The following is a 26,838-nucleotide window of genomic DNA, read 5'->3' as shown; positions in this document are numbered from 1 at the left end:
TAATTATGGAACAAAATTAGAAGTTCGTAAAACGAAGGCAGGAAACAAACCACTATAAAAAAGGAAACAAATTACTGATTGAGCTACATCCGTTGTAAATTGATGTTCTTATCAGAGGCTTGCAGACGATACTCTTTCGGTGTCAGATTTACTTGCTTTTTAAAAAACTTAGCAAAGTAGTTTGGATATTCAAAACCTAATTCGTAAGCTATTTCGGTATTGTTTAAATCGCTCCTTTTTTCAAGCATTTCTTTCGCTTTTTCTATCACAAATTCGTGAATGTTTTCAATGGCAGATTTTTGGGTAAAATGTTTGATGATGTCACCAAAATAATTTGGGGTTAATCCAAATTTGTCGGCAAAATATTGAACTGTTGGGATTCGGTTTACTGGTTCGTTGTAATAATCTTTTAAACCTTGTTGAAAATCGGTAACGATTCGATTATATTGTTTGGGGTCGGCAGAAAATTGTCGCTTATAAAATGCTTCTACCAACGAGATAATCACATTTACATAAGAAAGTATCACCTCAAAATTTTGATTATCTTGGTTGTAATACTTTATCATTAAACTATACAACGTGCTAATTTCATTTAATTCGCTTTCGGTTAAAAATAGGGCTTCGTGCAGTCCGTAGTCAAGATAATTTTTAAATAAAAAACGATTTTCCTCAATGATTTTTTTTGATAGTTGTAAATACATTCCCGAAAAGGAGGGTTCTATATCCCAACCGCCAACCATTTCAGGACTGTTGAAAAACACCGCAGTTATTGGCTTTGCATTGGGTGTTGTCTTATCTGTAAAATTTATTTTAAAAGAAACTCTGTAAAAATCAATCATCACTGGCTCCGACTTTAAACGCATATTCGCAGGGTCGTAATAACCAATGTCAATATCATTGTCCAGAGGTTTTGCAACACCCAAATATTCATTGAAAGCTGTGAAGTCTTTAAATTTTGTCATTTAGTCGTCTATTTTCTTGTTAACACGGTCGCTCTTAAAATGGCAGGTAACATTTGGCTTAGCGCATTGCGTCAATCCAAACTATATATTGTTAAAATTAAATAAATAATTATAGAGATACAATTTTTTATTTTGATGTTTAAAATAGCATAGAGAGATTAGTAAAATGTAAATACAAATTTTCTGAAATAGTTAAGCAAAATAATGATTGCTTTTGAAATAACAAAAAAACCTGGTAGATGAAACCCAGAAAGGTTGCCACCGACCATTTTACCTCAGAATTTTAAATAGCATTGCTGTTTAGTTATAATTATCAATGTAGAGAGAATATGATTAAGAAATATCGTAAAGAAGAAATTAAGAAAAGATGAATTGAATCCGTCAAATCTTCAATTTCGCTTTGGGAAAATATCACATTTTACGTGTAATCAATCTAAAAATGTAGCATAAAGAAAGATCTAAATATTGTCTCAAAAAGTTGCAATTTTAAAATACACCTACCCGAAAACATTAGACATTCAGGTGCTTTCGGGCAGGTTATAGTTATTTTTTGTTCAGCAGACCAATAGTATAGCTGTAACTGTATTTTTTGTCAAGCAAGCGGTATTCATCATGCGGATAAGCGCCCCAGCTGTCATCACCACCAAGTCCACGTTGTTTAAGGTCAATGTTTAAAAATACCTGATGTCTTGGCGGCAAATCAACAGGATGCTGCTGCTTTTTGGTCAGACCCGGATCAAGGTCTTCCACACTGTGGTTGATGGCTGTAAAAGCAATAGGTTGTGTACCTTCCACTTTTATTCCATTGCCCAGTTCATCAGTCAGAGTGAACCAGCGGACATCTGTTTTATTGCCACTTTCCTGCGGACGGATATAACCTTTGTAATATTGATTCTCTACTTTATCCTGATAGATACCGATAAATGATGCCCTGTTCCGATCGATATAGTTCTCGTACGGACCTCTTCCATAATAACTGAGGTTATTATAGTTTCCGGGCAATGTAGTACGCATCCCGAAGCGCGGCAGTTCAGGAAGCTCTTTACCGGTCATATCCATTGTTGCAGTGATCTGTATGTCGCCATTATTATGGATAAAATAGTTGATTTGATAAGGTACATCGATGCCGGTCAGTTGCCACTCGACCTTAATCCCCATTCCGTTCTCAGCTTGTTCTGCAATCGTAACCTTTTTTAATTTTTTTTGGTCATGGGCAGAACGCCATAATCCCGATCTTGAAGGCATACGGTTTCCGAAATCATTATCGGTAGGTGCCCTCCAAAAATAAGGTTCCGGGAAATTATTGAAATTGCTGTTGTTTTTGCTGTATCGTGTGAACTTTCCTGCCTGCAGATCAAATTCACCTTTTACGTCACCAGCAGTGAAACTCAGTTTTTTATCATCTTTTGTGATGACTAATTTTGGAGCTGCATCCGCCTCTTTCTCAAAATAAGAACCTGCATAGCCGAATTGCTCTCTGGCGATCTCCGCTCCTGCAGGCAGCATTTCTGTCGCTGTTTTAGTATATACATAAAGGTTTAGGAAATACTCGGTTCCTGCAGCAGACTTATATTTGGGAAGCTCAAGCTTTAGGTCTTTTGACTGATGAGGAGCAAGCTGAACATCAAATTTACCTTCATTCACTTTTTCACCATTCCTTAGCAACTCCCATTTAAATTCATATTGGTTCAGGTTGGTAAAATCAAAGATATTTTCGATATTAATTAAACCTTTACCCAAGTCTTTTGCGGTAAAGATCATATTCTGATAAACCTTTTTTACTTCATAAGCACCAGGATCTGGCGTACGGTCAGAACTGATGATCCCATCGGCTACACCATTCTCGTCATTCTGCCAGTAAAATGCACCCAGATCACCACCATAAGCCCAGAATGGCTTGCCGTTAACATCTTTGGTTTTAATACCCTGATCTACCCAATCCCAAATGAACCCGCCCTGCATATTTTTGCTTTTTCGCATAATATCAAAATAGGTCTGCATATTACCATTGCTGTTACCCATTGCGTGTGAATATTCACACATAATATAAGGTCTTTTTTTAGTGGTGTCAGCAGCATATTTTTTCATATCGGCTATGCGTGGGTACATAGGAGCTACAATGTCCGTATTCCAGTCTTGCCCTGCCTGTTCAAACTGTACCGGCCTGGAAGTGTCCCTGCTTTTGATCCATTTATAATTATCGTGGAACACGGGCCCGTTACCACATTCATTGCCTAGGGACCAGATAATAACAGAGGCGTGGTTTTTGTCGCGCTCCACCATTCTTACGATCCTGTCTGTGTGTGCCGGTGCCCATTCCGGAAGGTAGGCAGGATGTACAGTTGTGTCAAACCCGCCCTGCAGTTCCGCACCCATACCGTGGGTTTCAATGTTCGCTTCATCTACCAGGTACAACCCATATTGATCGCATAATTTATACCATAGCGGATTATTTGGATAATGCGAAAGTCGTACAGCATTGATGTTCAGTTCCTTCATTAATTTGATATCTTTCAGCATTAATGCCTTAGTGGTGGTATGACCTGTTACATCATCATGCTCATGGCGGTTTACCCCATGTACGGAAATTGCCATACCATTAACCAGGAGCCTTGCATTTTTGATCTCTACTTTACGAAAGCCCACTTTTGAAGAGGTAATGCTGAGTACCGTTCCTTTTTGATCTTTCAGCGTGAGCACACAATCATATAGATTCGGTGTTTCTGCATTCCATTTTAAGGGATTTTTAATGATTGCATTGAATTTCAGAGTCTGAATGCTATCTGCATTTACACTGAATTTTTCCTGTTTGTTATAAATGGCTTTTCCTGACTTGTCCAGCAGGCTGATAGACAAGCTTCCGTTTTTAAGATCGTTCCCTTTGAATTTGCGAAGATCTACATCGGCACTGAACAATCCATTTGTGTACTTAGCATCCAGATCAGCTTTCAGAAAGAAATCCCATATGGCTAACTTTGGAAGAGCATACAAATAAACATCCCTTTCCAGTCCACTTAAGCGCCAAAAATCCTGATCTTCCAGGTAGCTGCCATCGTGCCAGCGGAATACCTGTACAGCGAGCAGGTTCTGACCTTTTTTTAGGTATTTGCTGATGTTAAATTCTGCAGGAGTCTTGGAAGCTTTGGTCATCCCGACTTTCTCGCCGTTCACATAAATAAATGCACATCCTGAAATAGAACCAAAATGAAGCAATACTTCTTTCTGATCCCAATTTTCAGGAACGGTAAACGTTTTTCTGTAAGTACCTACAGGATTATTCGGGCCTATAAATGGCGGGGTTTTGGGATGCGGATAGGTGACATTGGTATAGATGGGTATACCGAAACCGTTCAATTCCCAATTGGAGGGAACTGTTAAATTCGCCCATCCGGAATCGTCTAATGTAGTTTTGTAGAAATCGGTAGGTCTGTCTTTGTACTGATCTGTATAGCTGAACTTCCATTGCCCGTTAAGGGATTTATAGTTAACGGATTTAGTATAATCATCGGAAAGGGCATCTTGTTGACGATCGAAGGATACGAATGTGACGTGAGGCTTTTCCTTTCCCTGGTCAACGAGACTAGGATTTTCCCAATCGTTGTTTTGCGCCATAGCCGACACAAAGAAAAAAAAGGACAGGAATACTGCCGTTAATGTTTTTAAATTCATGATAGGAGTCTTCGTGGTATATGTTTGATAAACAAATTTACATAAAAAATGATCACGAATATATGAGTGTACATTCGGAGGAGTCTGTTTTAAAAAAGCCTGGATGTACATCGTAAATCCATTTTACAGAACAGCTTTATTCTTAAGATGAGCATATATAATTAATTTAATGGGTTTTAGCAATAGAAAATATTAAAAAATAAAAAATGGAATCATGAAAAATCTCATTAAATTAAAATATTTATTTCTAATAATCAGTTGATTACTGATTTGTATTTTATCACTAAAAGAATAGTTTTTTGTGTAAGTTTAATTTCTATATTTGTATCACTAATTTGATAGTTATATTTACAATAACCTTATATTAAAAACCGATAACGGAAATCTGGTTATTTAAATTACATGAATACTCTGTGGCAAGATACTTCAAATCAATAAAACATGCTTGAAAGACAGGATTAAGAAAGATAACAACAGAATTGAGCTAAAAACATCATTGTGATATAGGGCATAACATATAAAGCGGAGATCAAATGAAAAACATATTATTAATATTAATTATTCTGACATTTTTTAACTTTACAAAGGCTCAAAAAGTATACACTTCTGATATCAATAATTTTTGGATTGTCTACGACAGTATTCAAAAAGTAGAAAATAACAGTAAAAAAGAACTTATAGAAAATCTTTTTTTGAATAAAAAAACAAATGGACTGAATGCTTTTATGGAAATTAAAAAATTTGGCGAAGATGATTATCTGGCCGTAATTGAAAAATATCCTAAATTCTGGAATTCCCTTAGAGCAAATACTTTGATTGATGATAAAAAAATCAGAACAATAAACAAAGCTTTGAAAAAACTAAAAAAGCTTTATCCTCATAACTCGGATGGAAGTATTTATTATACCATCGGAACATTAAAATCTGGAGGAACAACCAATCAACACGACTTACTCTTAGGCATTGAAAAAATCGTTGGTGATAAAAACACTATTGTTTCAGAATTTGAGAATGAAAATCTTAAGAAAATGTTTCAGTTTACTAATAGTTCAAAATTGGAGCAGATTACGATTCACGAGTTTGTTCATACTTTTCAAAAAGAGGGGGAAGTGAATGTTTTATCTAAATCAATTAAAGAAGGCTCTTGTGACTTTGTTGCAGAATTAACCTTAAACAAAAAATTCTCTTCACAATACATTGACTATGGAATTAAAAATTATGAAAAAGTAAAATCTGATTTTAAAAAGGAAATGTTTAGCCAAAATTTCGGAAATTGGTTTTATAACAGTGACTCAAGTGACAATCCCGATTTAGGATATTTCGTTGGTTATATTATTTCCAAGAAATATTACGAAAATTCGAAAGATAAAAAAGAGGTAGTCAAAGACATTATTGATTTAGATTTTAATAGTGAATCTGCAGTGCTTCAATTCCTGGAAAAATCAAAATACTTTGAAGAAAAAATTAATGCTGAGCTGATTAAATCCGCCTATAAAGAAAATCAACCCAAGATTATAAGAATAGTTGAGTTTGAAAACGGCAGCAAGAATGTAAATCCGGACTTAAAGCAGATTCATATTGAGTTTTCAAAACCTATGAGAGATAAAATTTCGATTAACTTTTCAAAATCAGGTAAGGAACATTTTCCATTAAAAAATATTGTAGGTTTAGACCAAACGAAAACAATTTTAACACTTGAATTAAATGACTTAAAGTCTGATACGGAATACGACTTTTATATCACAGACCGGGCAACGAAATCAGTAGAAGGCTATCCTTTGGGAGAACAGGAACATAAAATATCATTTAAAACCGGAAAAAGATAAACTATACGGATTGAGAAGAAGTATATAAAACTTAAAAGACAAAAAATATGAAATCTTTATTTTTATTACCCTTGTTGCTTTTGACAGTTTTTGCATTTGGACAAAAACCAACCCTTAAAATTAAATATTCCGAGCAGTTGGCTGTTTTTGTCTTTATTCAGAATCTTTCTGAAAATCATCCGAAAAATGTATTTAAAACTGCATTTCAAAAGTCAAAATATAATACGGAAGACTACAAAAATAAGATTGCAAAGTTTGATAAGTTAGCCATTGATTACAGCTATCAGTTTGAGGAGTTTCCATATGGATCAAAAGTTCCGATGCAGACGAGGGATATTTTAAAGAAAAATCTCATCGAGACTGATAATCTGAATGATTTTATGCTTCGCTCCATTGGGATCGTTCCCATCAAAACTTTGAATGATTTGACAGCATTCATTTCATATTTCACGCCCATCTATAACGAATTAATTTATCATCCAAACAGAGAAAAATTTGAAAAACAGGTCATAGAAATTACAGCTTATGCTAATGATCATAAAATAGAAGAATATTTTCAGACAGGCTTATCTTTTTATCATTCAAGCTGGGATCTGTCTGTTCCGTTTCAGATTGCATTCTATCCGCTGCCAGATTCGGATTACTTCACCGCACAGGCATTCTGCAATAATTTTGTAAGTGCAATTCAAACCAATTTAAAGGATTATAAAGATTTGTTTAGCGTGATGATGCATGAAATCTTTCATATCATCTATAATGAGCAATCGCTTGAAATAAAAGTTGAAATGGATCAGGCTTTCAAAGAAAATAAATCAAAAAGCAGTAATTATGCTTATCAGCTTTTGAATGAACTCCTGGCTACGACATTAGGAAATGGGTATGTCTATGAAAAATTAGAAGGGAATTTAGATCAGAATGACTGGTACTACCATCGATATATAGATCTGATGGCGAGAAAAATTTACCCTTTAGTTAAAGAGTACATTATTCAAAAGAAATCAATTGATAAAAATTTTATTGACAGTTATATAAAGCTGTACGAAACCAACTTTCCGAATTGGATCAATGAGCTCGACAATATAATGACCTACCGATATGTGATCTCCGAAAATGAGAATGATTTTAATACGATCAATCAACTTTTTCGTTACCGTTCCAGTGCAGAATATGAAACTCAAATTACGGAAAAAAGTATTGAAAAAATGCAAAAAACGCCATTGACCAAAATAATCATCGTATCAAAAAATAATATTGAAAAACTCAAACTCATCAGGACACAATTTAAAGAACTGATGAATTGGAAGTTTAATGCTGATCAGGATTTCACTTACAAAATTTTGTTAGCCGATAAAAGCCAGCTCATCATCATTAATATTAAGAAAAAAGACTTGAAAACACTTATTGCTTTGAAAGCCAAATAGGCTGTTTAATTCCAAATTCATGCTAAGTGATTGGGCATGAATTTGGAATAAACATCTATAATCTTTAGATTAAGTACTTTATACAATTACCAATTATACTATTTTATGTTTTTCAGATTTTCAACGCTTAGTTTTGCAATATCTTTCACCAGTTGGGTAGGAGAGTTGCAGTCACAATTACTGAATCCTAAGACATATATATCTTCACTGGGAATATAAACTGCCATAGATTTGAATCCAAAAACACTTCCGCCATGTTCACGGGTTGCGATGCCATTGATATTTTTCAAGTGCCATCCATAGCCATATTCTATTTCCTGTCCATTATTTAGCTTATATTTTGTAAAAGCTTTCATTTTATTTTTTTGACTTAACAAAAGATTTTGATTTAATGCATTTTGCCATTTCAACATATCATCCAAGGTTGACATTAACGAACCGGAAGAAAAAGGAACACTAAAATTAATCACTGTTTTATTCACATAACCCGAACTTTTTTTATGATAACCGTAAGCTCTGTTTTTGATAACCTTCCTGTCGCTGGCATAATAAGAATTGGTCATCCCGATCTTATCAAATATATTTTTCTTTATAAAATCTTCATAAGTTCCGCCGGATGTCAGCTCAATGATATATCCTAAAACCACATAACCGGAATTATTGTACTCAAATTTTTCTCCGGGTGCATCATCAACAGGCTCATTTTTGAAGAAATCAACCATTTGTTCGGGTGTCATTTCCTTTTGTGCAATGTCGGATATGGTTTTCATTTTCGTAAAATCTTTAATGCCTGAAGTGTGTGTCAGAAGATGATGAATGGTAATGTTATTCCCGTTAGGATAGGAAGGTATGTATTTTGAGATAGGATCATCAACTTTTAATTTTCCCTGTTCTTCCAACATCAGAATAGCGATGGCTGTAAACTGTTTGGTCATAGAGCCGATCTGAAAAATACTGTTTGTATTCAGCTTAGCATCCAATTCCAAATTTGCCATTCCGAAAGCTTTTTTATAAACAGGTTTCCCTTTCTGTGAGACTAGGAAAACGCCGCCCGGTCCATTAGATTCTTTGAATTCAGACTGAATCAGACTGTCAATTTTCCGATCCGGATTTTGAGCATTTGATGGGATCGAAAGGAAAAGAATAAAACATAATAAAAAGAATTTTTGCATAATGACATATATTTAATGCAAAGATATATTTTAATTTTAATACTGTGCAATACAAAGTAGTGTATATTTTAAATAAACTAAAATTTTCACTATTAAGTTTTTCGTTAAAAGTTTAAGTATTTTACTCAAAAATACAATCTAGAACATTCAAGTATATTGTCACTTTTTTTCTTTTTAATAACAGATGATTTGTTAAATTTTTGACTACCTTGCTTGCCATAACTGATGACCAATAGTGAAAATAAGATTGAACCAGAAAATGTTAAATAGAATATGAAAGTAAAAATTTTTAGTGTATGGATTATTGTATTATTCATCAATAATTTATTGGCACAATCGCAATCTGTATATGATACTGTATCCGTTGGAAACATCAAACAGGTTGTCTCTTACAGCGGGAACAAAGACTTACCGCTTATCCTTTTTTTACACGGCGGACCAGGAAGTTCAAGGATGAAACAGGCGGAGATTTTCTCTAATAATCTCCAAAAGCACTTTCTTGTAGTTCAATGGGACCAAAGAGGAGCGGGTAGAACAGATGCTTTAAACAAATCATCGGTTCCCATCACCTTTAATTTAATGGAAAATGATACATATGAATTAATCAAGATACTTTTAAAAAAGTTTAATCAAAAAAAATTATATCTCGTAGGGGAATCCTGGGGAACCGTTCTGGGATTTAAGATGGCAGAAAAGCATCCTGAACTTTTAAATGCTTATATCGCTTTCAGCCCTGTTATCAATCAAACAAAAAGCGAACAAATTTTGCTCGAAAAATTGAAACTTGATGCAAAAGCGAACTCTAATGTAACCGCCCAGAAAGAACTGAATAGCGTTAAAATTCCATTTATGAGCTATGAAGACATGTTTTACTCAAGAAAATGGATGTTCAGCTATGACGGACACCCATTTGCAGAAAAAGACCTCCCTCTTTTGAAGCAATATATGGAAGATTGGTCAAAGATCTGGATGTCTACATGGAATGAGGTAATGAAGAAGAATCTTTTTGTTGAATTACCCAAAATAAACTGTCCGGTATATCTGTTTTTAGGCGAAAAAGATTTGCAGACTAACTTCGGTATTGCGAATGAATATTTTAAGATATTGAAAGCACCTGAAAAAAATATCTATACTTTTGAAAATGCAGGACATTCTGTACTGACCGAAGAGGCAGAGCGAGTTCAAAAAATAATTATAGATGAAATTTTGGCGGATACTGATAAGCAGGAACATTAGTATACAATTATTTTAAATGCAAACCATTTTCCCAAAGATACCAAAGGAAAATAAATAGCAAAATAAATTGTTTTTTGCATTTTTAAGCAAAAGCTAAGATAGTTCTGGAAATCTAATTAGATTTAAAGCTGATGATCCGGAGTATATATATTTTCTTCTGGGCTCCATTTCATAATGCCGGAAGTTATGGTTATATTGAAATTTTCACCATGATATATGATTTTGGTTTGTGCTAATAAAGTTAAAAATTTAATTAATACAGCCAAGTTTTTTCTTATACATTATTGTTAAATATTGAATTGCATAATGAATTTAACAATAATGCATAAGAAAAAGTTCGAATTTTTGACTCAGCGGCTATCATTTAAAGGTGAACCCTAATATCAAAAGGTTTCTTCAGTTTGATTATAGCTTTAGTTATTGAGTGACATTTTTACATTGAAAAAATGACAAAATGTAAAATATAAAAGTCTCAATATGACAATGTTTCAGATGGTCTTGATGGTATATTTTTTGTGTTTTTGAAAATTGAGATCATTAAAATATTGTTTAACTTAAAATTTGTTTGTTATGACAACAATCGTAAAAAGAAACAATGGCAGTTTGATTCCTGCCAATCCACGTTCACTGTTTGACGATTTTTTCAACCGCGAACTTTTTAATTGGGGCAATAATAATTTTTCGCCTTCACGTACAACACTTCCGTCGGTGAATATTAAGGAGCTTAAGGAGGTTTTTGAAGTAGAGGTTGCAGCACCAGGTATGAACAAAGAAGATTTCAAAATCACTCTTGACGGAAATGTGCTCACCATTTCATCTTCTAAAGAAGACAAACATGAAGAAGACAAAGGAACCTTTACACGAAGAGAATTCAGCTACCAATCTTTTCAACGCAGTTTCGAACTCGCAAAAGAGGTAGTTGATGATGAAAGAATTGAAGCCCGATATGAGAATGGAGTTTTAAGACTCATCATTCCGAAAAAGGCCGGTGGAAAAATAGAGACAACAAAATTAATTGAAGTTCAATAATTTTTAAAAGGTTTCCCGGCTTCCGGGAAACCTTTTATTTTTTGTCGTATCATTAATTTAAACTTACAGGATATGAATGCATTATTATGGTCTATCTGTATTTTATCACTTACCCTATTAATTCTTGGTTTTATACTCAAAAAATTTAATCAGCCTTATCTCATAGCCTATATTGTTGCCGGAATTTTGCTGGGACCTCACATTACAGGTGTTTTTTCAAATGTAGAAGAGATAGAAATCATTGGTGAACTTGGGATATTGCTTCTTATGTTTTTTTTGGGTCTGGAAATCAACATTCCCAATAAACGGCATCTCATTGTAAAACCACTGGTTGCTCAGGGAATGAAGGTACTATTAGGTTTTAGTTTTGCAGTTCTTATAGGCTACTTTCTACAATTAGACTCCAAAAGTATCACCTTAATAGCTGTACTTTTCTTTTTTAACAGCACGGCTGTCGTCACCGAATTCTTAAAGAAATACAATATACTCAACACAACATTTGGCAGTACAATATTTAATATTCTTCTATTACAGGATATTTTACTGGCACCTGTACTGACTCTCTTAAAAGCTTGGAGTGGACATCAATTAACAGCTATAAATTTTATACTTCCGATCATCATATGTATTGCGATCTTTCTTCTTTTCAAAAGAATCAGAAACGTACAGGAAATAAGATTACCCGGATTTTTGAGAAAAGTGGGGTATGATCACGACCTGCAGTTGTTTTTTGGTCTTCTGATCTGTATGGGATTTGGTTTGTTGGCAGATCTTGTCGGTTTGAGCAGTGCGTTAGGAAGCTTTATTGCGGGCATTCTTGTCGGAAGGCTTAAAGTTCTCAATTGGCTCGAGCATTCTCTTGCTTCTTTTAAGGTGTTTTTCGTTGCATTATTTTTTGTATCTATAGGTTTGCGGCTGGATCTCAGCTATTTTCTGAGTCATAATAAAATCATTCTTATCGGTACTTTCTTTGTGTTATTGAGCAACAGTTTGATATCTGCAATTGTTTTCCGTTTTTTAAAATTCGACTGGAAAAATAGCTGGTACGGTGGTGCTTTATTATCACAGACAGGTGAGTTTGGGATTCTGGCACTTACTATTGCCTACAAAGCGCACATCATTCATTATGATATATACAAAGCCGGTCTTGCTATAACCTGTCTCACCCTTTTATTTTCTACCATCTGGATTGCAATACTTAAAAATATTTTAGACAAAAAAAATCCTGTTTCATTAAAGAAATCATAAGCTATAAACTTGAAAGATTAATTCTTTTGACCTTATTTTTAAACATTATCAGCGATGTTCTGTAATATTAAAATAAAAGCTGCCTGATGATAAAGTTGTTTTTTATACTATTCATTTGAAATTCTACAACATGAAAATTCATATATTTAATCATGAAAATAACAGCATTAAATGAATGTAGCATTAAGAAAACATATTGAGGAAATAGTGTCTCTTACGGATGAAGAATTTGAATACATCAATTCTTTCTTTAAATTGAAGAAACTCAAAAAACACCAGCATCTTATTCAGGAAAATGAGGCTGTTACATCTATTTATTTTGTTGGAAAAGGTCTTTTAAAAGCGTCTTTGACGACTCAAGACGGGAAAGAGCATATCATTCAGTTTGCAAGTGAAAACTGGTGGATTTCAGATTTTCAGGCTTTCTATAATAAAGTTCCTTCAGTCACAAATATAAATTGCCTGGAAGATGTTGAACTTTATGGTATAGACAAAGAAAATCTGGAGGAAATGTGCAGAAATAATCATAAGGTTGAACATTTTTTCAGAATCAAAAACAGTTTGGGATATGTTGCCTTACAGCAGAGAATTCTGTCATTACTTACTGCAAGCGCAAAAGAGCGTTTTGAGCAGTTTTCTATTCAGTATCCGCAACTTATTCAAAGGCTGCCCAAATCAATTATTGCATCTTATCTTGGCGTTTCCAGAGAAACATTGAGCAGGATTTCCCACAAATTGTGAGCTGGGTCACAAAAAATAAGTGATACACATCACGTGGTAAACAGGCAAATATATCCAACTTTGTACTATAAATTTAAAAATTACTAAAATGAACAAAAAAGTTTTATTTGTGCTTACGAGCCACGATGAATTAGGAAATACCGGTTTGAAAACAGGATTTTGGACTGAGGAATTAGCCGCACCTTATTATGCATTATCTGACCAGGGAATTGAGATTGCACTCGCATCTCCAAAAGGAGGTCTTCCGCCGATAGATCCGAAAAGTGAAGATCCGTCATCTCAGACTGATGCTACACGAAGAATGGATAGCGATCCTGTTTTACAGCAGAAACTTAGAAATACACTTCTTTTATCAGAAGTGAAAAGTGAAGATTATGATGCTGTATTTTATCCGGGTGGTCATGGTCCCTTATGGGATCTGGCTGAAGATAAAACTTCGCAAGAGCTGATTACCGATTTTTACACACACAACAAGCCCGTTGCATTTGTATGTCACGCACCCGGAGTTTTGAAAGATGTAAAGATAAACGGTGAATATCTTGTGAAAGGCAAAAATGTGACAGGATTTACAAATACAGAAGAAGATGCTGTACAACTGACGGATATTGTTCCTTTTTTGGTAGAAGATATGCTGAAAAAGAATGGTGGAATTTACAGTAAAATAGAAGACTGGAGTCCTTATGCGGTAGTAGACGGAAGATTAATTACAGGGCAGAACCCTGCTTCTTCTGAAAAAGTTGCTATGGAGCTGCTGAAACTTATTGGTTAGAAGTAAGTTTTTTATTGCAAATAATTCCTTAAAGCTTTTTAGTTTTAAGGAATTGTTTTTTATAATCAGACAAGCTTTTTCAGATACCAAAATCAATTTCAAATGAGGCAATTTTTAAAGAGCAAGAGAGAATGTAATGACAATGTTTTAGGTTTTCTGAAAGGTAGTTTTGAATCTTGGAAAAACAGTGGAAAGGAAATAAACAAAGTTCATCGAATCTCCGCAAAACAGTTTGAAGATGAGATTAAAGGTAAAACATTACAATCATTGACGTTAGAAAAGAAAACGAAAACACGTTGATGAAGCCTGCAATAAGCCTTTAGCTTACATCAATGAATAGATCAATCATATTGAATCTATTGAACATTTTTATCTTCACTGTGTGGGCAGTTATAGAAGTATGATGGCGGCAAATATTTTAAAGACAAGGGGTTACAGGAATTTTACTGAAGTTGAGAGCGGTTTTAATGCAATAGCCAGACTGATGTTCCCAAAAGCGATTTCGTTTGTCAGAGTAAAGTTTTGAAAGAATTTTGAATTAATTAAATAAATAATATTAATGTTAGATATCATAAAAGAACCCTGACTGTGGTACGTTGCAGGTCCGCTGATTGATCTTACTGTTCCTGCTTTGCTGATTTTAGCAGACAAATCTTTTGAAATCAGCTCGTCATTACGGCACATTTGTGAAGCTTGTATTCCGTTAAACGTGAGCTTTTTCAAATACGACCGAAAAAAGAATTCTGGAATTTATTCTTTGTATTGGGAATTTTCTTTGGAGGAATAATTGCTGCTCAATTTTTGATGAATCAGGAAGAAATTACAGTCAATCCAAAACTTAAAACCGAATTGGTAACTTACGGAATCACAGGTTACAGCAATCTTGCCCCCTACACAACTAATGGATTTTGAAAGTTTATTAACGTAAAAGGTTTTATTTTGATGGTTGTCGGCGGATTTCTCGTAGCGTTTGGGACCCGATATGCGGGCGGTTGCACAGGCGGGCATGCTATAATGAGGCTTTCCAATCTGCAATGGCTGTCTTTTGTGGCAACGATCTGCTTTATGATTGGCGGTTTTTTAATGGCAAATTTCATTTTGCCAATCATTCTTTCAATCTAAACTTTTTTAATAATGACAAAAGAAAAAGAGATCCGGTATTTGTACCAACGAAAGCCAATTTCAGCACAAATGGTATCACAATTTGAAATATTTAATACTTTAACGAGTGCTGTTTTTGGAACTTGGATTTATGCTTATTTTAGAGATAAATTGCCGCATTAAGACTAACAAAATTTGGGCATAAAAGCCGTAATCCGGAACTTCTCAATGAAGAAATAACGGCAAATTAATAGGAGCTCTAATAATCAAGCCACAATAATTTTTTTGCTATTAGGCATAAACAAAAAATCCCTGTAAAACAGGGATTTTTTTAAGCTAAGCTAAACTACAGCTAAGGTTTCCAGAAGCTCCATACGGTTCCGTTGTATACGGCTAATTGTTGCTTTACCGTATCGAATACCATCATTCCTGGAGTAGGATTGATGATGTTCAGGTGCGGGCTTGCAACTTTAGGAAGAATCATTGCACGGTTTACATCAGTAAGCACCAAGATTCCTGTGGTTGTATCAGAATTGGAGTTGGTTCCGATAGCAGCTTTTGCATCGGTATTCTCTCTTACATTATCCTGCAAAGAACTGTCTACAGCATTGTTTGCACTTATCGTTTGTGTCGTGTTATCAGACCTTTTCACGTCAACGGGATAGGTTACATTGGTAAGATTAAACCAAACTCCGTCTTTTCTGTACTTTATATTTTTGTCGGAAAGGTCGAAGATGAGAGTTCCGTTCTCTATTGTGCCCTGCATCCCTCTGTAGCCGGCTCCGGTTGTTGCATTGTAGCTTACGGGCTGGTTGTTTACTGTAGAAGTCCATGGGAGAACCATTCCTTTTTTATTGTCTGCCGAGTCATAAAATTCTAACGAAATGCTCGGATTGGTTGTCGTATTGGCAGGCTGTATTTTAGAAAGCTCGCTTTTTCCGATAGCTATCTGAGCCTGCGCGGAGAAAGATATAATTACGGCAACTGTGGCGGTTATTTTTTTGATATTTATCATTGTAAATCTTTTTTTAAACCTTCAAGGTAAATTAAACCTTGAAGGTTTTTCAGTTATTATTTGTAGGTACCCTCTAAAAATTTCTCTGGAAAATTTTGCAGACTCTTAAAAATTGTAGAATTCCGCATAATAATCCTTTTTTGGAGGTTAATATTCTTAATCCGGGCAAGCCTGTGTTTCAAAACAGTGCCAAGCAGCATTGGTTTCTCCGGATTTTACAGCATATATTTTCAGACATTTTGCTTCAATATCATAGACCATCATTCCGATTACCGGGTTGGTAATATTAGCAAGAGCTGCAGTAGTAGGTACTCTGTTTATAACAAATCCTTTTTCTTTGGATTCCAATACATTCCACGCACTTTGTCTTGCCATCGGCCAGTTTCCATTGTCGGCTCCCGCTCTTGACAATGCAGTAATACCCTGTTTAGAGGGGAAGGTATTTCCTGCATCAGTAATTCCTGGTTTGTAGCAACGGGTATTACATTGATTTATAGCGTTGTTTTTGGAATCACCAATACTTTGTCCTGCAGTATTGCTGTAGTTTGCAGGCAATACTCCGAATTGAGGGATACCGGTCGAGTTTACACACGTTGGTGAGGCACAAAGATTTTGGTTTACTGTAGTGCTGCCTCCCGATAGCGAAGCAGGTGCTGTTACCAATTGTGTTGACAGAATATCTGCGCCACCTTCTGTAGCATCAGAGCAGCCGTCACCATCACTGTCTAAGTCTAACTGATCTGCAATGCCATCACCGTCAGTATCACAGGCAAAAGCACTTCTTAGTCTCATACCGGCAGCTCTTTCTACAATATTTGTAGTAGAGTTTCCGGTTATTCCAAAAACGAACATTGCAGAAGTGTAGCTGTCATATTGCATATACATCTTGATGTTTTCATCGTCTGTTGTGATATTTGGAACAGTTCCCGTACCATCATTTGCCAAATTCATATGTCTGTAATAGTTATATGATGCAGGAGGAGAATTTGTCGCACTTGTAAATCCACCGTTCACGAGGTTACTTCCTATAATAACTGAGCTTGGTGCCGTAGAAGTATTAAAACCTGCTACGTCTGAAAAAGCTTGATTATTCCCGTCTATATTGTTGAATTGAATAGTCACGTAAGGAAGAGTTGCCGGAGTATATATTGCAGAAGCGTTAGAAACAGTCCCTGTAGCAACAAAGTCTAATTTGAATTCCGCATAAGGATTATCTGAAGCTCTGGTATTCTGCAAAGCTAAAGCGCCTGCTGAAGTTAAAGCTAATGCAGGTGTCCCTGTTCCTGAACTTGGCGTATTTTTAGAAATTACAGTTAGAATTGCATCATACTGATGTCCTAAATACGTTAGAGCGTTGGCTCTGATCAGCTTAGTTCCGGCAATAAAATTGGTATTTGTTCCCGCCGAGCCGGATAAAAGAGTAGCCTTGTTTGCTGCATCTGCAAAATCAAAATAGATTGTAGGGCATTCTGCTTCATCCGTAATCCCATCATTATCATCATCCAAATCAGTATCATCCGGAATACCATCTCTATCGGTATCTTGTTTTACAGCGATGGTGAATGTCTGAATAGAGGAAGTATCTATACCTCCGTTTGCCGTTCCTCCATCATCCTGAACTCTTACGCTTATAGTAGCTGTTCCGCTGGCGTTGGCCGCAAGAGTATACTGCAATTGTCCACTGCTGCTGATATTAGGCTGTACCGTAAACATTGCATTGTTGTTATTGGTAACAATAAAACCAACAATGCTTTGTAAAGACTCATTAGAAGGTCCTTTGCTGATGTTTGTTGCCCATGCGTTTACAACGTAAGGCATAGCAGAACTGGTTTGAATATGAGTCTGATCAGCTCCTTTTGTGAAAGAAGGTGAATCATTTACAGGATCTACAGTTACCGTAATACTTGTTGGATTAGATTTGTATCCTAATGAGTTTTCTACAGTATAAGATATGGAATCGCTACCAAAATAATCCTGAGCCGGTGTAAAGGTTATATTCCCATTGTTATCAACACTCCATGATCCGTTGGTTGTTGTGTAAGTAGTCTGTCTTCCAGCAGTAGTAGGATCCAAATCTACAGTAGTTCCATCCAGGGTTCCGGAAGCGGTTGTATCATTCGTCAATATATTGAATGTTTTTGCAGTATCTTCCAATGTGCTTGTCGTGTCAGCATTTCCTACAGGGTTGCTTATAGCAATACCAAAATTTACATTCGTATTATTGGTATTGTTACCTGCAGTTACAACAAGATAGGCATTCGTAGAATTTCCTCCTGTCAAAGAGTTAGTAGTATCATTATCTATAGCTCCGTTAAATGTAGCTCCTGCAGGGAGATCAGATGTTGTAGGCACAGCAATACCATCACCGTACGGTGTAGTTTTAATAAATACTCTATAAGCGTTTGCTGTTGTACTTGCAAGGTAGCTAAATTTATAAGTTCCATCCGGTGCAACAGTAACGGATGAAATGGCAGTGTAAGGAGAAGTATTCAGGGTAATAATCGCATATAGTTGTTGTCCTCCAATCTGCGATACCGGAGTACCGTCTACTTTTTGTGGAGCTACCGAACCGTTCTGATCATTATAAACAGTTCCTGAGATTTCATTGTTTACATTATTGGTGACTGCAATTGTACGGCAGATTTGCGTTCCGTTTCCACAAGAGTTTGTAGGGGTTGCGCAAACAGTATACGTACCACTTTGTCCGGCATTGTTAAAATTTAACAAAATAGAATCCGTTCCTTGTCCTGATGTAATTGTAGCTCCGGCAGGTGCTGTCCAAGTATACCCTGTAGCACCTGAAATACCTGTGATTTTGAAGTTCACACTGCTTTGATCATCTCCAAAAGCAGCGTAATAAACCGTAAACGATACATAATCTATGTTTGCAGTTGCTGTACCGTTTGCATTATTATACGCCTGTATTCTGAGTTTGGTATTTGCAAAGTCAGAAGATTGCCAAGTTGTTCCCCAAAGATCTGAAGCATCTCCATATTGAGCAACAGCATCTGTAGTAGGCCAGAATGTTCCTGTAACTGCTTTATTGTTTCCAACTGCAACGTTATTCTTCAAGAGTTGAACAACGTTATCTCTTATGCTATTAGCGCCGGAAGCATTTCTTTCTAAATTTATGCTAATTCCCGCTATAGAATTTCCTGCCGGAATTGTAATAGCTGGAAAAGGAATTTCCAAGTATTGTGACGTTCCGCCATTTGCAGCAATATTAGTAGCTGATGTATTGATATTATTGCTGCTTACAATATTAGCAACATTAGCCCAAGGATTTGTTCCTACTGTATTATTATTTGCAGCAGTATTTGGAGCTGCTAAAGCTCCTGTATTTCCTGACGTACCGTTAGCTCCTGTAGTGGTGAAAATTACCCCTGTTCCGGTGATGCTGCTTGCAGAAGAAACTGTAGCGATAACCGGCGTACGACCAGATTCGCAACCCGTATCCGGATTGTAAAAAGAAACATAATAAGTGGTAGTAGCAGATATGCTCGGTGTCGTGAAAGATGCTCCTGTTGCTAAAGGAGAACCTCCGGTAGAAGCAGCATACCAACGATATTGCTGGTTCCCCTGTGCACCGCTTGCTGTGAGAGTAACGGTACCGGCATCACAACGATTTGACCCGGTTACATTTACAGGATCTACATACGCTGTATGAGAGGCTGAAATGGTATCTTCATAAAGTCCCGGACAAGCAGCTGTTGCAGTGTTGGTAATAATTCCCTGTGCATTACAGTTTACATTTACATCGAAAGTAATGGTTGCTTTTGCTCCAGGTAATAAGGTGATATTATCACTGCTGGCAATTACATTCGAAGGAACACCATTTACTAAAGTACCGCCTGAAAGAGCATTTGTTTTATTTTGTACTGCCTGGCTTAAAGTGTACTCTAATAACAGATTATCAACGGTAGTTGTTTTTGTAGCCCAAGCACTTCCGCTTGAATTTACCAAACGGATACGTGTATCAGCAGTTAAATAAAGAGGGTTGATTATCGCACTAAAGTTACCGCTTGTGGTTCCGCTTACAGTTCCTATTGAGTAATAGGTTGAACCATTCGGAGAAACCTGAACGTCTAAAGTTCCATTAGCAGCAGTTTGTGTGTAAGCAAATGATAAAGAAGCATTTGCAGCTTTTGTAAGATTTGCGGTTCTTTCAATACCACTTCCATTAGGTAAGGTAGCAAAATTTAATCGGTTTGTTGCAACTGTAATTGCACCTGTAGCCGGATTTGTAGTCGTTTCACCTAATTCTGTCCATTCGTTTTTCCATAAAGCCGTTCCATTATTTCGGGCGTAAGAAACAGAATTGAAGTTATCTCCAACATTTTCTACTACACTCACCGCTGGTACTGAGATGGTTGTGCTATTCGGAACATAAGAAAGTCCTGCAGGAAGCGGGTCTGTAAGAGTTACATTCTCTGCTGTACTTCCCAGGTTATCCAGAACAACAGTGTATTTTCTTGTCGTTCCCGCTAAAAAATGATCGGTATCTGCAGTTTTGTTAATATACATCAGTTTCACAGGATTCCTTACAGTAGTAGGGTTAGTAAAAGTACCTCCTGCGGTTCCAAACTGAACGGAAAACTGACGAGCAGTTCCAGCATTGCTTTTACCAAGTGCAAACGTAACTTTGGTATATGGAAACTTGTATTGTGCAATAAATGCAGCGGTATTATCGAAAGTAACGCCATTGAGTTCAGTTGTAATCCCTCCAAATCTTGTTCGTCCGGATGGTTGTTGACTGATCGTAAGACCGCTGGTTGCATCTACCTGATAGGTAGAATATCCTCCTATTTCCACAACTTCATTTCCGTCAATATCTGCTGCGGTAAAATAATATTCTGAAATGTAGGCTCTTTTATTGGTAGTAACTTCATAAAACTCCAGCTCAAACAAAACATTACCACCTGAAGCTGGTGTAGTTATCCGGGGTTGAAATCTCCCGGGAAGTCCTGTATTAGGAGCTTCATCATCCAGAATTGTAAGAACGGTTCCTGTTCCGTTAACTTCTTTGATGGTAAGAAGACCGTAAATAGTAATTCCGTTAGTCGTAATAAGATTATCGTAACGCCACACAGAGCCGGCAGATAACCCATTGTTTCCTGCGTTTGTAATAAGTGTGCGGTTAGCATTCAAAAAGTTAAGATTCTGACCCGGGATTGCAAGAATAAAAGAACTTGGCTGTTGTGCAGAAACATTAAGGGAGCTGAGCATCAGTACTATTGCAAAAATCATAGGTCTGAGCTTTTGTCCTACATATTTTTTCAATGTAGGTTTTTTTAAAGTAGATTTTTTCATTATTTAGCATAAAATTATAATCATCATTCGCTTTTCATATTGAGTTAATATGACGAAGATGACCAATCAAAAAAAAATTATAATAGCTTTTTTCGAAAACGTATTATTACAATACATTTTTTAGAATAATGAAAAAGGGGGAGGACGTGTCCGGAAGCTTTTGCTTGTGCGGATTAATGGGTGTGTAGAGGTGTAAAAAGATTTGTTCTTTTCAACAAAATAAATGTTGTAAAATGTGTTGACAGTCTCAGGTATTTCCCATTTCAAATGGTGATCAGGAAACAGGATGGGTTTTTCAGCAGAACCCGCTAGTATGAAACTTTCGTCACTGCTGTTTTTAAAAAGAAATCCTAAGGAAGCCGGTTTGTATTTTTGTTTTTTGGGGACTTGTTGCTTTCTTTTTTGGGAAAGCTCAAGAGTGTCTTTTTTTGCCGGTTTTGTCTTTCTTCGTTTGATTACGGAGGTTTTATCATCTCTGCTTTTTTGCTGAATGGTTGATGTTTTTTCAGAATGTTGTGAGGATACGTTGCCTGATACTGAAATGGCATTGGATAAGTTTTCTGTAATAACGGTGTTTTTTTCCACAAAAACCGTTGCCCCTTGTTGAATGTAAACCTGCCCGTGAATAAAACTAGAAAAACAAATAAGGAAAAGAGATAACAGAAATTTTGTTATCTTCTTGTTTTTCTTGTTTTCTTGGGTTATTAGCATTGCGAAAAAGTAACTTACTTTTAAGTTTGCAAATATACACTTATTTGTTTCTCTTTCAAATAATTATTAATATGATTAGCAATTTTCAGATCTTGCGATTGAGCTTTGAAAATTAAAAATATCCTGCTTTTCTACATATGTGGTACCATCAATAATTTTCAAACATATTTTTATTATGTAAATAATTGAAGGGTTTAATCTTCAAACCTTTATGGAATATTAAAAATTTAATAGCTCAGTTGCGAAACTCTCTAAGTCTGCTTCATTTTTTTCTGTTTTTCTTAGGTGGTTATTCAGACTTTATATTAATAATTTAGACTTATAAAAATTCAATAATATAAGATTATGATTTAAAGTTTTGTATTCACGTCCAAAAAACAGATTCTTAATGCTGATTCTGTTTAAGATATCAAAATACACTGATTGCCACTAAAACCATATGAAAATGAAAATAATGGATGAAATTAACAACTTTAAATTCGTTTTTTATAAGATTGTTTGGCTAAAGACCAGTATATTTGCAACTGAAAACTAAAACATGCTTTTAAGTTGTTGAAATTTAAAGCGAAATGAAAATTTAACACAGTCTCACATAGTATGAGCAGATCCAAATCAAGGAGTTTTGCAATGAACGCTGTGTTTAATATTTCTTTCCGTAAAAAATCAACAAATGTCTGCTCTTTATATTTAATTAGCCATATATAGATTGGCTCTGAATAAGAATAAGGGATTGTGCATTATAGACGGTTGAAGTATAATAAACCATGAGAATGACAAAAATAGAAACTCTAAAGAGGATAGTTTCCTCCTTGAATGATATTTTTTTTCGGAAAGTTGATGAGAATGGTATTCAAACAACTATTGAATCCCAAAAAGAGATTATAAATAAAGGATACAAAACTCATCAATATGTTCCTATACTTCTTAATGGTTCACTAAAGGTATACTCCTTAGACCTTAGAAGTGAATTTTCATACTATTACCTACGATTTTTTACCAATTGTATCTTGACGTTTTCTTGCTTATTTAAAATGGTGAACCATATGTACGCATATGCTGAAGAATTTTCCGAAGTTATTTTGCTGGCTGTGAAAAGAAAATGTTCATCTCAATCTTTCTTACCAAAAAATGAAAAATAGTTATAAAAGTGTTGAGCATTATTTGTTTATTGTAAAAAATTAATATAAAATGAATTACGAGGAAGCCCTAAGCAGAGTTGAGAAACTGCAGAAATACGCAGACGAATATCAGCATGATGCAAAGTATATCATTGTGCCTGCAGCCAAGGAAGAGATGGAAAAATATCTAAATGATTATCGAAATATATCTGACCGAAGCAATTTATTGAACTGTACAGAATATTGCTCTGACGGAAATTTTTTAGTTTATCGAATCGATATCAGCTCTGGTCAAAAAAAAAATAAGAAAACAAGTGTACATAAAAACAAGGACTAATCAAACTATTAGCTCTGTAATGCCAGTTTCGGAGCATGATCAGTTTTCTTTTTTATAATATGTTTTTCTTGACAATTTTAAGAATTGATTTTTTTATTTCTAATGAATGCATTGCTTTTCTAATCCGTATTACTGATGTCAATTATTCAGCAAATATTTTATAATGTTATAATTCATACTTCAATAAATTCTGCACCTGCCACCATAATAAATATTTTTTTTAAAACTTTAATTATTCTATTAACCTGATCAGGTTTCCTCTACAAAGTAGCTCTGCCTACTGCTGTCTTTCATTTCCTGGAAAAACATGGTTTGCAATTAGTCGGCCGAAATTTCTGATATGCCAATAAACTTTACCCAACTGATTTTTTAATTTTTTTATACTATAAAGGATATGCCCAATAAAGTTAACTTTTGTTGTAAGGCGTACTGCTCATTATGATACTCTTTTCCAATATTAGATGTTTTTATATATAAGTTTAATAATAGAAGAGTAAGACATATTGTCATGACTATAATCACTTTTAAAGAATTGAATCTTATGTTAAAAAATTACGAACTCGGTCATAATTTTGTCTGTTGGACTATAATTTGGTGAAAATTTTGGGTACTCAAATGACTAATATTTACGTAAAATCATCATTTATTAATTTATTAATAAAAAATATTTCAATGATTCATCACCTTTGTTATCATATTCTGTAATTTAACTAAAATTAACTTAATAAGTGTACGTTTAACATTTAATATGTTTACAGCTAGCGGATTAAGTTATCATAATCATATTTTTAATGATAAGCTTATCATTAAAACAATACAATTCATATCATCAAAAATCGGTATGTAAACAGTTGATATTTAATATATAATGTAATTTTATTTTTTTTTGTCAATTGAATTTTTATATTTGTCATGTTACGTAAATGTTAACATACTAATATGGCTCCAGATTTTATACATACTTATGTTTCGGTTGACTGTGTTGTTTTCGGATTCGACTTAAATAACCAACTGAATATATTATTGGTTCAACGTCGTTCTGATGACACCCCAACAGAAGTGCACAGGAAATTGCCTGGAAGTCTGATATTTAGCAATGAAGACGTTAATGATGCTGCTGGTAGAGTATTGTATGAACTTACCGGTATCAAAAAGATGGTGCTGAAACAGTTTAAATGTTACGCCGACCCAATGCGTGCAAGTAATCAGAATGACATCAGATGGATGGGTAAAGAGTACAAACATAATATTGACAGAATAATTACTGTTGCATATTTGTCTCTCTGCAAGATCGATCATAAAATCAACAGTTCAAAGTATAGCAATGTTGACTGGTTTCCTGTTGATAAAATACCAGCTCTTCCATTTGACCATAACATTATCATAAAAGAGGCACTGGTTGAGATCAGAAGATGGATAGAGATTGATTTTTCAATTATTTTTGAGCTTCTACCAAAAAAGTTTACGATAAGACAATTATATCAATTATACTGTGCTCTAAGTGAAAAGAATATTGATATTAAAAATTTCCATAAAAAAGTTTCTTCATTTAGCTATATCGTAGCGTTGGATGAGATTGAAGATAACGTCCCGCATCGGGCTGCAAGATTCTATAAATTTGATGGGAAGGCCTACAAAAAGAATAATTCAAAATTAATTAAATAAAAATCATTTTCAATAGTATGTATTTATTAGGATACGATATAGGTAGTTCTTCTGTAAAAGTTTGTCTTATTGAGGCATCGAGCGGCAAGGTTGTGGCTTCTGATTTTTCACCTAAAAAAGAAATGAAAATCATTGCGCTGAAAGCTGGTTGGGCTGAGCAAAATCCTGCCGATTGGTGGACTAATTTAAAGCTAGCTCACGAATCAGTAATGCACCAAGCCGGAATAGACCCCGAAGACATTAAAGGTATCGGAATAACATGGCAGATGCACGGATTGATAATGGTAGATAAAGATCAGAACCTTTTGCGACCTTCAATTATTTGGTGTGACAGCCGCGCCGTTGAATATGGTGAGAAAGCTTTTGAACAAATAGGACCGGAGAAATGCCTTTCGCATCTTTTAAATTCCCCGGGAAATTTCACAGCATCAAAATTAGCATGGGTAAAGGATAACGAACCTGAGATTTTTGATAAGATTGATAAAATTATGCTTCCCGGAGATTACATTGCCATGAAACTATCGGGAGAGATAGGAATTACTGTTGAAGGTCTGTCAGAAGGGATTTTCTGGGATTTTAAAAATAATTGCATTTCTCAGGATGTCATTCAGTATTTCGGAATTCCTGAAAGTTTCTTCCCTGAGATTGTTCCGACTTTTGGAATTCAGTCAACGGTTTCAGCTGCAGCTGCTAATGAACTTGGGTTAAAAGAAGGTACACCCATATCCTACAGAGCAGGTGACCAGCCAAATAATGCCTTATCACTTAATGTTTTTAATCCCGGAGAGATTGCATCGACAGCCGGAACATCAGGAGTTGTCTACGGAGTTTTAGACAAGCTTGATTACGACAGGCTTTCGAGAGTCAATACATTTGCACACGTAAATCACAGTGAGGAGCAAATGAGACTTGGGGTATTATTATGCATCAATGGAACAGGAATTTTAAATTCCTGGCTTAAACACAACTTTGCTACATCACTTTCTTCATATGGAGATATGAACGAGTTAGCTTCACTTTCACCTATCGGCTCAAAAGGTTTAAGTATTATTCCTTTCGGTAATGGTGCAGAGCGTGTTTTAGAAAATAGAGACACCAGATGCTCTATACACGGAATCAATTTCAATATACATTCCAAAGGTGATGTTCTGAGAGCTGCACAAGAAGCGATCGTTTTCTCATATGAATATGGGATGAACATCATGAGGAATATTGGGATGGACATCAATGTTATTCGTGCAGGTAATGCCAATATGTTTCTCAGTTCCATTTTCAGGCAGTCGCTGGCAAGTGTAAGCGATGCTGTGATAGAGCTTTACGATACAGATGGAGCTGTAGGTGCAGCAAGAGCTGCAGGTATGGGAATAGGTTTTTATGCAGACTCTTCTGAAGCATTCGCATCGCTTGAAAAAATTGCAATTATAGAACCTGAACATGAAAAAAAGGAGCAATATCTAGAGGCATATTACACATGGCAGGATCATCTTAGGGAAATATTATAATCAAAA

18 protein-coding genes and 1 pseudogene are annotated in these 26,838 nt (G+C 35.3%); 12 read left to right on the top strand and 7 right to left on the bottom strand.

Features of this window, described 5'->3' with window-relative positions:
- Positions 1–83: 83 nt before the first annotated feature.
- Entirely contained in the window at positions 84–962 is an 879-nt protein-coding gene (locus tag K0R77_RS01605) for an AraC family transcriptional regulator (RefSeq protein WP_300346558.1), read from the bottom strand.
- A 543-nt stretch (positions 963–1,505) separates the two neighbouring features.
- Positions 1,506–4,574 (bottom strand): glycoside hydrolase family 2 TIM barrel-domain containing protein, encoded by a 3,069-nt coding sequence (locus K0R77_RS01600; RefSeq protein ID WP_300346556.1) that lies wholly within the window; start codon positions 4,572–4,574, stop codon positions 1,506–1,508.
- 590 nt (positions 4,575–5,164) lie between these two features.
- Between K0R77_RS01600 and K0R77_RS01595 the strand changes: the two genes are divergently transcribed.
- Positions 5,165–6,457: a hypothetical protein gene (locus tag K0R77_RS01595; protein ID WP_300346554.1), complete on the top strand. Its 1,293-nt coding sequence runs from the start codon at positions 5,165–5,167 to the stop codon at positions 6,455–6,457.
- A gap of 47 nt (positions 6,458–6,504) precedes the next feature.
- Entirely contained in the window at positions 6,505–7,878 is a 1,374-nt protein-coding gene (locus K0R77_RS01590; protein WP_300346552.1) for a hypothetical protein, read from the top strand.
- Between the two features lie 98 nt (positions 7,879–7,976).
- On the opposite strand, the gene K0R77_RS01585 is transcribed toward K0R77_RS01590, so the two are convergent.
- Positions 7,977–9,050 carry a serine hydrolase gene (locus tag K0R77_RS01585; RefSeq protein ID WP_300346550.1) on the bottom strand — a complete coding sequence of 358 codons (1,074 nt, stop codon included), beginning with the start codon at positions 9,048–9,050 and terminating at the stop codon, positions 7,977–7,979.
- A gap of 273 nt (positions 9,051–9,323) precedes the next feature.
- Between K0R77_RS01585 and K0R77_RS01580 the strand changes: the two genes are divergently transcribed.
- The 6 genes from K0R77_RS01580 to K0R77_RS01555 all read left to right on the top strand — a co-directional run bounded on the left by K0R77_RS01580 (position 9,324) and on the right by K0R77_RS01555 (position 14,373).
- Positions 9,324–10,286: an alpha/beta hydrolase gene (locus tag K0R77_RS01580; RefSeq protein ID WP_300346548.1), complete on the top strand. Its 963-nt coding sequence runs from the start codon at positions 9,324–9,326 to the stop codon at positions 10,284–10,286.
- Between the two features lie 570 nt (positions 10,287–10,856).
- Positions 10,857–11,315: an Hsp20/alpha crystallin family protein gene (locus K0R77_RS01575; RefSeq protein ID WP_300346546.1), complete on the top strand. Its 459-nt coding sequence runs from the start codon at positions 10,857–10,859 to the stop codon at positions 11,313–11,315.
- A gap of 72 nt (positions 11,316–11,387) precedes the next feature.
- The gene (locus K0R77_RS01570) at positions 11,388–12,563 is read left to right on the top strand and encodes a cation:proton antiporter (protein WP_300346544.1); all 1,176 of its coding nucleotides are present in this window, start codon (positions 11,388–11,390) and stop codon (positions 12,561–12,563) included.
- A gap of 171 nt (positions 12,564–12,734) precedes the next feature.
- Positions 12,735–13,304 carry a Crp/Fnr family transcriptional regulator gene (locus tag K0R77_RS01565; protein ID WP_300346542.1) on the top strand — a complete coding sequence of 190 codons (570 nt, stop codon included), beginning with the start codon at positions 12,735–12,737 and terminating at the stop codon, positions 13,302–13,304.
- Positions 13,305–13,392: 88 nt separating this feature from the next.
- Entirely contained in the window at positions 13,393–14,073 is a 681-nt protein-coding gene (locus tag K0R77_RS01560; RefSeq protein WP_300346540.1) for a type 1 glutamine amidotransferase domain-containing protein, read from the top strand.
- Between the two features lie 102 nt (positions 14,074–14,175).
- Positions 14,176–14,373 carry a hypothetical protein gene (locus K0R77_RS01555; protein WP_300346538.1) on the top strand — a complete coding sequence of 66 codons (198 nt, stop codon included), beginning with the start codon at positions 14,176–14,178 and terminating at the stop codon, positions 14,371–14,373.
- Positions 14,374–14,505: 132 nt separating this feature from the next.
- Here the strand turns inward: K0R77_RS01555 and K0R77_RS01550 are convergent, their stop codons facing one another.
- Positions 14,506–14,757 (bottom strand): hypothetical protein, encoded by a 252-nt coding sequence (locus tag K0R77_RS01550; protein ID WP_300346536.1) that lies wholly within the window; start codon positions 14,755–14,757, stop codon positions 14,506–14,508.
- Between K0R77_RS01550 and K0R77_RS01545 the strand changes: the two are divergent.
- Positions 14,660–15,195 (top strand): annotated as a pseudogene (locus tag K0R77_RS01545) (YeeE/YedE family protein). The gene K0R77_RS01550 and the pseudogene K0R77_RS01545 overlap by 98 nt on opposite strands.
- 331 nt (positions 15,196–15,526) lie before the next feature.
- On the opposite strand, the gene K0R77_RS01540 reads toward K0R77_RS01545, so the two are convergent.
- From K0R77_RS01540 to K0R77_RS01530, 3 genes are all read right to left on the bottom strand, one after another.
- Positions 15,527–16,189: a hypothetical protein gene (locus K0R77_RS01540; RefSeq protein ID WP_300346534.1), complete on the bottom strand. Its 663-nt coding sequence runs from the start codon at positions 16,187–16,189 to the stop codon at positions 15,527–15,529.
- A gap of 156 nt (positions 16,190–16,345) precedes the next feature.
- A complete protein-coding gene (locus K0R77_RS01535) occupies positions 16,346–21,499 on the bottom strand; it encodes an Ig-like domain-containing protein (RefSeq protein WP_300346532.1) in 5,154 nt (1,717 codons plus the stop codon).
- 120 nt (positions 21,500–21,619) lie between these two features.
- Positions 21,620–22,210 (bottom strand): hypothetical protein, encoded by a 591-nt coding sequence (locus tag K0R77_RS01530; RefSeq protein ID WP_300346530.1) that lies wholly within the window; start codon positions 22,208–22,210, stop codon positions 21,620–21,622.
- Between the two features lie 1,188 nt (positions 22,211–23,398).
- Between K0R77_RS01530 and K0R77_RS01525 the strand changes: the two genes are divergently transcribed.
- The 3 genes from K0R77_RS01525 to K0R77_RS01515 all read left to right on the top strand — a co-directional run bounded on the left by K0R77_RS01525 (position 23,399) and on the right by K0R77_RS01515 (position 26,832).
- On the top strand, positions 23,399–23,665 hold the full coding sequence (locus K0R77_RS01525; RefSeq protein WP_300346528.1) for a hypothetical protein: 267 nt from the start codon (positions 23,399–23,401) through the stop codon (positions 23,663–23,665).
- 939 nt (positions 23,666–24,604) lie between these two features.
- Positions 24,605–25,330, top strand: coding sequence for an NUDIX domain-containing protein (locus tag K0R77_RS01520; RefSeq protein ID WP_300346526.1), 726 nt, complete (start codon positions 24,605–24,607; stop codon positions 25,328–25,330).
- Positions 25,331–25,347: 17 nt separating this feature from the next.
- Positions 25,348–26,832, top strand: coding sequence for an FGGY family carbohydrate kinase (locus K0R77_RS01515; RefSeq protein ID WP_300346524.1), 1,485 nt, complete (start codon positions 25,348–25,350; stop codon positions 26,830–26,832).
- Positions 26,833–26,838: the final 6 nt, after the last annotated feature.

Source organism: Chryseobacterium sp. (assembly GCF_029240215.1).
Taxonomy (GTDB): domain Bacteria; phylum Bacteroidota; class Bacteroidia; order Flavobacteriales; family Weeksellaceae; genus Chryseobacterium.
Note: the sequence above shows the minus strand (reverse complement) of the source record. Positions and strands in the feature narration are given on the sequence as shown.

What these genes read in the sequence shown, in the direction of transcription:
- K0R77_RS01560 (WP_300346540.1), top strand. Translation starts at nt 13,393, where the DNA reads ATGAACAAAAAAGTTTTATTTGTGCTTACGAGCCACGATGAATTAGGA.
- K0R77_RS01520 (WP_300346526.1), top strand. Translation starts at nt 24,605, where the DNA reads ATGGCTCCAGATTTTATACATACTTATGTTTCGGTTGACTGTGTTGTT.
- K0R77_RS01585 (WP_300346550.1), bottom strand. Translation starts at nt 9,050, where the DNA reads ATGCAAAAATTCTTTTTATTATGTTTTATTCTTTTCCTTTCGATCCCA.
- K0R77_RS01595 (WP_300346554.1), top strand. Translation starts at nt 5,165, where the DNA reads ATGAAAAACATATTATTAATATTAATTATTCTGACATTTTTTAACTTT.
- K0R77_RS01550 (WP_300346536.1), bottom strand. Translation starts at nt 14,757, where the DNA reads ATGTGCCGTAATGACGAGCTGATTTCAAAAGATTTGTCTGCTAAAATC.
- K0R77_RS01590 (WP_300346552.1), top strand. Translation starts at nt 6,505, where the DNA reads ATGAAATCTTTATTTTTATTACCCTTGTTGCTTTTGACAGTTTTTGCA.
- K0R77_RS01530 (WP_300346530.1), bottom strand. Translation starts at nt 22,210, where the DNA reads ATGCTAATAACCCAAGAAAACAAGAAAAACAAGAAGATAACAAAATTT.
- K0R77_RS01580 (WP_300346548.1), top strand. Translation starts at nt 9,324, where the DNA reads ATGAAAGTAAAAATTTTTAGTGTATGGATTATTGTATTATTCATCAAT.
- K0R77_RS01525 (WP_300346528.1), top strand. Translation starts at nt 23,399, where the DNA reads ATGAATTACGAGGAAGCCCTAAGCAGAGTTGAGAAACTGCAGAAATAC.
- K0R77_RS01605 (WP_300346558.1), bottom strand. Translation starts at nt 962, where the DNA reads ATGACAAAATTTAAAGACTTCACAGCTTTCAATGAATATTTGGGTGTT.
- K0R77_RS01600 (WP_300346556.1), bottom strand. Translation starts at nt 4,574, where the DNA reads ATGGCGCAAAACAACGATTGGGAAAATCCTAGTCTCGTTGACCAGGGA.
- K0R77_RS01515 (WP_300346524.1), top strand. Translation starts at nt 25,348, where the DNA reads ATGTATTTATTAGGATACGATATAGGTAGTTCTTCTGTAAAAGTTTGT.
- K0R77_RS01565 (WP_300346542.1), top strand. Translation starts at nt 12,735, where the DNA reads ATGAATGTAGCATTAAGAAAACATATTGAGGAAATAGTGTCTCTTACG.
- K0R77_RS01540 (WP_300346534.1), bottom strand. Translation starts at nt 16,189, where the DNA reads ATGATAAATATCAAAAAAATAACCGCCACAGTTGCCGTAATTATATCT.
- K0R77_RS01535 (WP_300346532.1), bottom strand. Translation starts at nt 21,499, where the DNA reads ATGAAAAAATCTACTTTAAAAAAACCTACATTGAAAAAATATGTAGGA.
- K0R77_RS01575 (WP_300346546.1), top strand. Translation starts at nt 10,857, where the DNA reads ATGACAACAATCGTAAAAAGAAACAATGGCAGTTTGATTCCTGCCAAT.
- K0R77_RS01555 (WP_300346538.1), top strand. Translation starts at nt 14,176, where the DNA reads ATGAGGCAATTTTTAAAGAGCAAGAGAGAATGTAATGACAATGTTTTA.
- K0R77_RS01570 (WP_300346544.1), top strand. Translation starts at nt 11,388, where the DNA reads ATGAATGCATTATTATGGTCTATCTGTATTTTATCACTTACCCTATTA.